Source organism: Agrobacterium sp. InxBP2 (genome assembly GCF_026191755.1).
In the GTDB taxonomy this organism is placed as follows: domain Bacteria; phylum Pseudomonadota; class Alphaproteobacteria; order Rhizobiales; family Rhizobiaceae; genus Agrobacterium; species Agrobacterium pusense.
Window position 1 is genome coordinate 250184 of record NZ_JAINDY010000023.1, and the last position, 7354, is coordinate 257537.

General features: G+C 56.3%; 11 protein-coding genes and 3 pseudogenes. 6 read left to right on the plus strand and 8 right to left on the minus strand.

Annotation, left to right across the window (positions count from 1 at the left end):
* Nucleotides 1–127: 127 nt before the first annotated feature.
* The 6 genes and pseudogenes from K7A42_RS07950 to K7A42_RS07975 all read right to left on the minus strand — a co-directional run.
* Nucleotides 128–227, minus strand: a pseudogene (locus tag K7A42_RS07950) (alpha/beta fold hydrolase); the annotation flags it as partial.
* Nucleotides 228–622: 395 nt separating this feature from the next.
* Complete coding sequence (locus tag K7A42_RS07955; RefSeq protein WP_022563966.1) at nucleotides 623–1282, minus strand: outer membrane protein; 660 nt, start codon at nucleotides 1280–1282, stop codon at nucleotides 623–625.
* Between the two features lie 208 nt (nucleotides 1283–1490).
* The gene (locus K7A42_RS07960) at nucleotides 1491–1874 is read right to left on the minus strand and encodes an ester cyclase (protein ID WP_034497755.1); all 384 of its coding nucleotides are present in this window, start codon (nucleotides 1872–1874) and stop codon (nucleotides 1491–1493) included.
* Between the two features lie 106 nt (nucleotides 1875–1980).
* The gene (locus K7A42_RS07965) at nucleotides 1981–2592 is read right to left on the minus strand and encodes a histidine phosphatase family protein (protein WP_282455041.1); all 612 of its coding nucleotides are present in this window, start codon (nucleotides 2590–2592) and stop codon (nucleotides 1981–1983) included.
* A gap of 23 nt (nucleotides 2593–2615) precedes the next feature.
* Nucleotides 2616–3176 carry an AAA family ATPase gene (locus K7A42_RS07970; RefSeq protein WP_045535492.1) on the minus strand — a complete coding sequence of 187 codons (561 nt, stop codon included), beginning with the start codon at nucleotides 3174–3176 and terminating at the stop codon, nucleotides 2616–2618.
* Between the two features lie 114 nt (nucleotides 3177–3290).
* The gene (locus tag K7A42_RS07975) at nucleotides 3291–3419 is read right to left on the minus strand and encodes a hypothetical protein (protein ID WP_267900252.1); all 129 of its coding nucleotides are present in this window, start codon (nucleotides 3417–3419) and stop codon (nucleotides 3291–3293) included.
* Nucleotides 3420–3608: 189 nt separating this feature from the next.
* Here K7A42_RS07975 and K7A42_RS07980 point away from each other — a divergent pair, with 189 nt between their 5' ends.
* Together K7A42_RS07980 and K7A42_RS07985 are read left to right on the plus strand one after the other, a co-directional pair.
* Nucleotides 3609–3842, plus strand: coding sequence for an AbrB/MazE/SpoVT family DNA-binding domain-containing protein (locus K7A42_RS07980; RefSeq protein ID WP_006700634.1), 234 nt, complete (start codon nucleotides 3609–3611; stop codon nucleotides 3840–3842).
* Nucleotides 3839–4242: pseudogene (locus tag K7A42_RS07985) on the plus strand (type II toxin-antitoxin system VapC family toxin). The gene K7A42_RS07980 and the pseudogene K7A42_RS07985 overlap by 4 nt, the downstream one beginning before the upstream one ends.
* Before the next feature lie 90 nt (nucleotides 4243–4332).
* Here the strand turns inward: K7A42_RS07985 and K7A42_RS07990 are convergent.
* Complete coding sequence (locus K7A42_RS07990; protein ID WP_282455042.1) at nucleotides 4333–4653, minus strand: hypothetical protein; 321 nt, start codon at nucleotides 4651–4653, stop codon at nucleotides 4333–4335.
* A gap of 286 nt (nucleotides 4654–4939) precedes the next feature.
* Between K7A42_RS07990 and K7A42_RS07995 the strand changes: the two are divergent.
* The 4 genes and pseudogenes from K7A42_RS07995 to K7A42_RS08010 all read left to right on the plus strand — a co-directional run bounded on the left by K7A42_RS07995 (nucleotide 4940) and on the right by K7A42_RS08010 (nucleotide 6107).
* A pseudogene (locus K7A42_RS07995) lies at nucleotides 4940–5213 on the plus strand (helix-turn-helix domain-containing protein).
* On the plus strand, nucleotides 5210–5413 hold the full coding sequence (locus K7A42_RS08000; protein WP_282455043.1) for a HipA N-terminal domain-containing protein: 204 nt from the start codon (nucleotides 5210–5212) through the stop codon (nucleotides 5411–5413). Before K7A42_RS07995 ends, K7A42_RS08000 begins: the two are co-directional and overlap by 4 nt.
* Before the next feature lie 203 nt (nucleotides 5414–5616).
* Complete coding sequence (locus K7A42_RS08005) at nucleotides 5617–5922, plus strand: HipA domain-containing protein (RefSeq protein WP_112552917.1); 306 nt, start codon at nucleotides 5617–5619, stop codon at nucleotides 5920–5922.
* Nucleotides 5910–6107: a HipA domain-containing protein gene (locus K7A42_RS08010; RefSeq protein ID WP_282455046.1), complete on the plus strand. Its 198-nt coding sequence runs from the start codon at nucleotides 5910–5912 to the stop codon at nucleotides 6105–6107. The genes K7A42_RS08005 and K7A42_RS08010 overlap by 13 nt, the downstream gene beginning before the upstream one ends.
* Nucleotides 6108–6907: 800 nt before the next feature.
* Here K7A42_RS08010 and K7A42_RS08015 read toward each other — a convergent pair.
* Nucleotides 6908–7354: hypothetical protein (locus K7A42_RS08015; RefSeq protein ID WP_282455044.1), on the minus strand; the 447-nt coding region annotated here is incomplete at its 5' end.

A 7354-nucleotide genomic window follows, 5' to 3' on the forward strand; every position in this document is an offset into this window, starting at 1 on the left:
AGTTGACCCTTGGTTCCCGTCGCACCGCCTGGCGGCACCATCTGGCCTCGCCCAAATAATAATGCGGCCGAATGATCGGCCACATTCTGATGTCACAAAAGTATCAGCCCTTGATGAGGGCCAGCAGGTCGGCGATCGGAACGATCTGGTCGTCTTCACCGTGCAGAACAAGCGTCGGAACGGAGATTCTTCAGGTTCTCGGTCTGGTCGGTTTCCGAGAAGGCCTTGAAGGAACGGGAACTTTAGGTGCTGCTGGAGGTGCTGCGTGGCATGAGAATGCTCTACCAACTGCAAAAATCGGCGGACGGATGCGCAGATGCTGTGGGACTTGCTGCGGCGTCAATTGCCGCGGATGGCGCTGCGTGGTGCCGATCGTCAACTGCTTGAGGATTCGCTCAAAGGGAAGATCATGGATGAGACCGGCTGAGCGTCTGCTGGCGGAAGAAGGAACGTGTCCGTCCGCGTTCGGTCCTGGTCGGCATGTTCAGTAATTGTGCTGCGGATACGCTGACGAACCGGTTGCCCGCACTTGCCGGCCCCGGTTCCTTGCTGCCGCTTTTAAAAAGGTACAGGAAAAAGCCCGGCACGAAGGCCGGGCTTTTGTTGTTGCTGTCCAGGTGGATCAGAACTTTACGCCGAGGCCGACGCGGATTGCATGCTGGTCGACATCCGCGTTGATTGCAGCGCCACCGAAGTTGAAATCCTTGTCGCCGAAGTCGGTGTAACGGTACTCAACGCGTCCGAACACCATGTCGGTAAATGCATAGTCGAGACCAACGCCGACGGTGTAGCCATTGAAGGTTTCCTTCACGTCGGCAATGCCCGGGACTTCCGCATAGCCGCGAGCATAGGCCCAGCCTGCGGTACCGTATACCAGTGCACGGTCAAATGCGTATCCGACCCGGCCGCGAACCGAACCCTGCCAGTCAAACCCGTAGTCGAAGCCTGTGCCGAGAATGGTGGCGGAATCATCGCCCCAGTTCTTTTCGAAGTCAGCCTCAAGGCCAACGACCCAGCTGTTGCCAAGGTCATAGTTGAAGCCGACGAAACCGCCGGCGAGAGCGCCGTCGAAGTCTGCGGACGTTTCGCCGGGAAGGCCGACGATCGAAGCGTCATTGTTGTTCCAGCCGTAACCTGCCTGGACACCGGCGGTAAATCCGGTCCAGCTGAACAGCGGCGCAACCTCTGCTGCCGGGGCTGCAGGTACTTCTGATACGGCATCGGCCGCCATTGCAGTCGATGCCGCGAGCACGAATGCGATAGTCGATACGATTTTCTTCATAGTCTCTGAACTCCCTTACATGAGAGATCATTTATATGCCTTTTGCCTAAGAAATGATGTAACCTTTGTGCAACGCCTACGATCCGTGCAGCGGTCTGCATAAAATCGAGGCTGCCCGGGCGCGGTGGGAAGTCGCTTGCGCTCGCGCTCGTCAGGATAATTCTACAGGCCTTTGCCGGCAGCCGATGTCTTTGCAAGGCCAGGGCTCTCAGCCAAGCTGACGTTCGATTGCGGGCTTGTCGATGACCGACCAGACCCTGCGGATTTTCATGTGCTCAAATTCGTAGAACACATGCTCGCAGAACTGAACCCTCCTGCCATTGACCGGAAGGCTCATGAAGGTGGATTTGGGCATGCAATCGAACGGAAGCCGGGCGGCAACCCGTGTCGCCTCGATGACAAGGATCTCTGCCTCGAACCGCAGGTCGGGAATGTCGGCAAAGTCGTTTTCCAGCATGTCGCGATAGCCCGACAATCCGAATGGTCGGCCGTTGTGTTCGACATTGTCGGCGACGAAGGTTCCGAGTTCATCGAAAGCCTGACGGTTGAGGCAGTCGAGATAGGAAAGATAGATATCCTGAAGTGTCGGCATGTGTTTCTCCGTATCGATCGAAGGGTCGAGCCTGCTTCGGCGCCGAGGTCGATGTCAGCAGTTTGCGCGTTGCTCGCGGTCCGTTGGGACAGCGAACTGTGCTCCGTCATTGAACACGCGCAGGTATGGACGGGGAACCGGTGACGAGATCGCACCTGCCATCGTCTAGCCGGTAAAATCCATCCTGCGGAACGGGCAGTTCGAGCATCTCCCGCTTTGAAAGTCCGAGAAACACGCCGCGAAGGATCCGCCCGAACAGACCATGGGAAATGACGATGGTCGGATGCCGGATATCCCAGATCCATGACGTCGCGCGCTTGCAGGCGTCATCGAAACTTTCGCCGTCTGGCGCCCCGAAATACCAGTCGAACGCGTTTGTCCCGTCAAGATGGCCGGGAAACTCGTTGTCGATCTCAAATCGCGTCATCCCGTCCCAGGAGCCGGTCGTAACTTCAACCAGTCGGTCATCTTCTATATACGGGAGTGGCACCTTGGCCTGTACGCGGTCCGCGGTCTGGCGCACGCGCCCAAGCGGACTGATCTGCATCTGGAACAACTGGTCATCGTTGCAGAGCGTTTCGCGGAGCAAGTGAGCTACATGATCCGCCTGCTCGATGCCACGCTGCGTGAGAGGTGAATCCGATTGTCCTTGAAACCGGCCAAGAGAGTTCCAGACGGTTTCGCCGTGACGAAGGAGGTAGATGGTCGGTAGAGCCACGCTTGTTTCATCCTGCACATTCGTTATCGATTGCTTTCATCCAAAGCATCGATACGGAAACGTGCCGATTGCAGCGCATTGATGACCGATTGCAAAGCCTGACCCTTGTCCATGCCTGACATTGACAGGACATGGTGCTCGAAGGCACCAAGATCGGCGAACTGCGAGTGAAGATCGGCGACGACATCAGGATCGCTGAGGCTGTCACCACCGCGGGCTAGACAGCGTTCTACCGCCTCTGCCGCTGTCGTGCGCAGGACGATGTAATGCAGCGGCCGGGCAAGTGCCGTAAAGGCCGGAAGCCAGTCCGGTCGCACGACGCCATCGAGGATCACGAAGTAGCCCGCCTTCGCGTAGCGACCGGCAACGTCGGCGGCAATCTGCATGATCATCTGGTTCTGCTGATGGGATTGCGGCAGCCAGGGATCGATGCGGCCATGCTTGATATATCCCCACAGATCATCGCTATGGAAATGCACCTTTGGCACGCCGGGCAAGTGAGCCAGCGTTCCGGCGATTGTCGACTTGCCAGAGCCGGGATGGCCGGAGAGAAGCAGGATATGGCCGCCAAGATCGTCCGTCATGTTCCATTACTGACCTTTGGCAGGCATAAAGCGGATGATGATGTGATCATTGTGCTATCGATGTTGCCAATCTGGCGTATTCTATATTGGCCGGCACGCAGGCAATGAACCGCCCTAGCTGGCAAGGCTTGTCACGAGATAAGCTGACGCCAGAAGCAGGGTGATTATTGTGAAGAATATCAGTCCTGCCGCCAGTTCATCGAACCGGCCGTCGCGTTCATTGCGGTCCCAGTCGTAAGCCATAGCCAACCTCCATCGTTGCTAACGGAAGAGTGGTCCGGCATGGTTAATGTAATCCTAACGGCGATAGGCTGAATGTTGTCGGGTATGATTTGGTGGCTGGGCGTTGGTGACTGATTTCATCGCGAGATTGGTTGAAACAGAGGCACAGAAGTAATACCATCTTCTACGCCGGTATTACGGGAGTTTGAGATGGCAACAACGGTAACGGCCAAAGGGCAGGTCACCATTCCAAAAGCCGTACGTGAGCTTTTAGGGATTTCGCCAGGTAGCTCGGTCGATTTTGTTCGGGCCCCCGATGGAAGGATAGTTCTCGTCAGGGCAGACAAGAAACAGCCACTCACGCGTTTCGCCAAGCTGCGCGGACATGCTGGTGAAGGTCTGGGTACCGACGCCATCATGGCGCTGACCCGTGGTGACGAGTGACGCTTGTCGATACAAATGTCCTGCTTGATCTTGTGACGGACGACCCGGTTTGGGCCGACTGGTCGATTGAGCAGCTCGAACTGGCGAGCGTTTCGGGTCCGCTGTTCATCAATGACGTTGTCTACGCGGAACTGTCTGTTCGATATGAGCGGATAGAAGAACTTGATGCTTTTGTTGATCAGGCGGGGTTGAAGTTCAGCCTTTTCCCTCGCGCGGCGTTATTTCTGGCGGGAAAGGCCTTTACCGATATCGCCGCGGTGGCGGTACCCGTAACGGTGTTTTGCCTGACTTTTTTATAGGCGCCCACGCGGCAATACAAAACCTTCCCTTGTTGACGCGAGATGTGGCTCGTTACCGATCGTATTTTCCAACGGTCGCTCTGATCTCGCCTGAAGCGTAGGAATGCGCGAGCCTTAGCATTTGTGATTACTCACCGGTTTCAGGGGCGGTTTCGGCTCTGGTGCCGCCGGTCAGGCGAGCTGCAACGCTTTCAACCGGCAGGTTTGACAAGGCTGATTTCGGTTTTGCTGTCGAGGACGATATGCAGGTCGCGGATCATGCCGGCTGCCTGCAGCAGAGCGTTTCGCACTTCCTCATCGCTGCGCCGTCCACGTTCTACCGAGAGTGCAACGGCGTGGAGGTCAACGAGACTGTCACGGCCGGCGCCGGATGGAATACCGATTGTTTCGCGCATGTCGCGAATTGTTGTGAGCGCGCGTTCGAGCATACGGCGCTTCTGATAGCCGTCGAGATGGTCGAGCAGGTTGGCATCACGGATGAGCTCGGCAATGAAACAGTTGGTCTGGGTCATGGTATGAGGTTGCCGGGACGGCCGGCTGGCGTCAACAGAAGTCCTGCAGCGCTGCCTTGGACTGCGGTTTTGGGGCTTTACTGTGATGCCAGTCCCAAAGGGCGGAACGCGGGGTGAACAGGGTTATCCGCTATACTCATAATAGATTATGGATGGAATATTATGTATTTATGCGATATTTCTAATGTATATAATTAAGGTTACTGTAAGTGCCGGTGTAGTAATTTATCTGGCAATGTTGATGAAAACAATAGTTGTACGGTAAGATAAGAGATAGAGGTTCACGATGTTCAGGTCCGCACGCGATTTCGGCGATGCTATCAAGGAGAAACGCAAATCTCTTGGCTGGACGCAAACCGGGCTTGCTGCCCGTTCCGGAACGGGTGAACGACTTCATCGTCGAGCTTGAATCGGGCAAGCCGAGTTGCCAGCTCGAAAAAGCCCTGATCGTCGCGCGCACCGTCGGCATTGAGATCGGCGATCTCAAGACGGTTCAGGCTGTGCCAGCCGCGCCGGACGATGACCTTGGCTTTTTGCCGATGTTTGGTGCTGATCGATGACAACCATCTACTACGAGACCTTGCCTGTCGCCCATCTGACTTTTGATGGCGAATGGACGTTGGACTATGATCCGGGCTGGGAAGCGCGCCGCACGGCCTTTCCGGTGTCGCTCACCATGCCGCTGCGCTCCGGGCCCATGGGTACTGCCAAGCTGCTGCCCTGGCTTGCCAATCTGCTTCCAGAAACACATCTTGCCTAGATCGGACAACGCCTCAAGGTTTCTCCACAGGACATTGTCGGTCTGCTTGGTCATATCGGACGTGACACGGCGGGAGCGCTGTCGACCGGCGAACCGCGTAAAGCGGGTGTCAACCTCCAGCCCGTGCCGGATGAGCAGGCGCTGGAGCGTATTCTCGGTGAACTTCCTGCCAAACTTTTCTGGTCGGAGAGCGCGGTGTTTCCATGTCGCTTGCGGGCGTCCAGGAGAAACTGCCGGTGTTTGTCGACGGGCACGGCCATATTTCAGTTCCGGTTGATGGGACGCCATCAACGCATATTCTCAAGCCTGATACGAAACGCCTTGCGGGGAGCGTGGAGAACGAAGCCTTTTGCCTGTCGCTTGCGCGTGCCTGCGGTCTGGAGGCTGCCGAGGCGACGATCGGAGTAGCTGGCAAGCGACGTTATCTTCTCGTGAAACGCTATGATCGCTTTACCGACCCTCAAGGGGAGATCCGCAGGTTGCGCATCAGGAGGATATTTGCCAGTTAACGGGACATTTCCCGTCGCAGAAATACGAGCGATCCTCGACCGGCCGCGGCGTGACCATGAAGATGATGTTTGACGCCGTCAGCGATCTTGTTTCTCCTGGCGAGCGGTTGAAACTTCTCGACGCGGTGATCTTGAATGTTCTGATCTGCAATTCGGATTCGCATGCGAAAATTACTCGATCCTGATCGGTGCCGGTGGGTCCGCGAAGATGGCTCCTCTCTATGACCTTATGTGCGCAGCCGCTTATCGGCAGGTCGATCAAAGTCTGCCTCAGGGGATTTCTGGCCGGTTCCATGCGCCTGACCTGCGACGTGCCGTTGGCAGGCACTGGCTGATGACGTTGGACTGAGCGGTGCATCAACGTTGAAACGGGTGGAGGAGCTCGCACAACTGGTCAGCGTCGGATGCGATGCGGTGGCACAGGAGGTTTCTGATTCGGCCAGCGATCCGACGAGGGTGTTCGAGCGGCTTACGCACAGCGTTCGAAAGCGGTGTCGAAGAATTCAGGTTCGATTAGGTGGTCGATGAGCTGGAGCCCGACCCGAGCCTATTCGCTCGTTTTCTGAGTGCATAGCGATATCGTCCGTCTACCGAAAAGTTCCTCTCTGGTCACGCATGAAAACGCCCGCCCTTCTTGGTCCTTCGCGTTGGCGCGTACGGACGACTTCTTTCAAGACGGTTTCGGAACCGCATGAACGACCGATTTGGAGGCGCGGCGCCGCTGCTTCTCGTCCGGCCATCGCGGTAGTCGAGCACGTTGGGCCCACGCGTCGAAGCAGGCATGGCCGTTGTGCAGAAAGCAGGCTTTGTTGATAAATCCTAACTCGACAAGATTGGATAGGCGAATGCCTCGGACATCCGGCGACGCAGTCCTGTTCTACGGCCACCAGGTGTCAGTTGCTCCAACCAGTCTGAAACCGGTCAAATCGGACTTCACTAATGGGATGTCCCGACGGGTCGAGTCTAATCGAGCGAAGCACGAGGTTCAGGTTGGGAGAGTAACCCTCAACGACATCACGACTCTCGCGCTTCCATGTTTGCGATTTGCTCCAACGCCTGTCGCGGGGAGGTTTGTCTTTTCGTCGACCGCTGGCCGATCACGTCGGCTCGCTCCCTCAGCCCGCGCCGTTCGGAAAAAGTACCGGTAACCCAGCGTGGGATCCTTGAGCCTGGAGCGGCCGAGGCTGCCGTGATGACCGGAATTCGGGTTCTTTGCTTTCTTAAAGTTTGTTCCAGACGCTACTTGCCTAATCACCTGTCCGCCCGTTGACTTGTTCTCTTGTTCTCTTGTTCTCTTGTTCTCTTGTTCTCTTGTTCTCTTGTTCTCTTGTTCTCTTGTTCTCTTGTTCTCTTGTTCTCTTGTTCTCTTGTTCTCGTGTTCTCTTGTTCTCTTGTTCTCTTGTTCTCTTGTTCTCTTGTTCTCTTGTTCTCT

Excerpts from the sequence above, each read along its gene's own strand:
- K7A42_RS08000 (WP_282455043.1), top strand. The coding sequence starts at position 5,210 with ATGACAACCATCTACTACGAGACCTTGCCTGTCGCCCATCTGACTTTT.
- K7A42_RS07980 (WP_006700634.1), top strand. The coding sequence starts at position 3,609 with ATGGCAACAACGGTAACGGCCAAAGGGCAGGTCACCATTCCAAAAGCC.
- K7A42_RS07960 (WP_034497755.1), bottom strand. The coding sequence starts at position 1,874 with ATGCCGACACTTCAGGATATCTATCTTTCCTATCTCGACTGCCTCAAC.
- K7A42_RS07955 (WP_022563966.1), bottom strand. The coding sequence starts at position 1,282 with ATGAAGAAAATCGTATCGACTATCGCATTCGTGCTCGCGGCATCGACT.
- K7A42_RS07970 (WP_045535492.1), bottom strand. The coding sequence starts at position 3,176 with ATGACGGACGATCTTGGCGGCCATATCCTGCTTCTCTCCGGCCATCCC.
- K7A42_RS08005 (WP_112552917.1), top strand. The coding sequence starts at position 5,617 with ATGTCGCTTGCGGGCGTCCAGGAGAAACTGCCGGTGTTTGTCGACGGG.
- K7A42_RS07990 (WP_282455042.1), bottom strand. The coding sequence starts at position 4,653 with ATGACCCAGACCAACTGTTTCATTGCCGAGCTCATCCGTGATGCCAAC.
- K7A42_RS07975 (WP_267900252.1), bottom strand. The coding sequence starts at position 3,419 with ATGGCTTACGACTGGGACCGCAATGAACGCGACGGCCGGTTCGATGAA.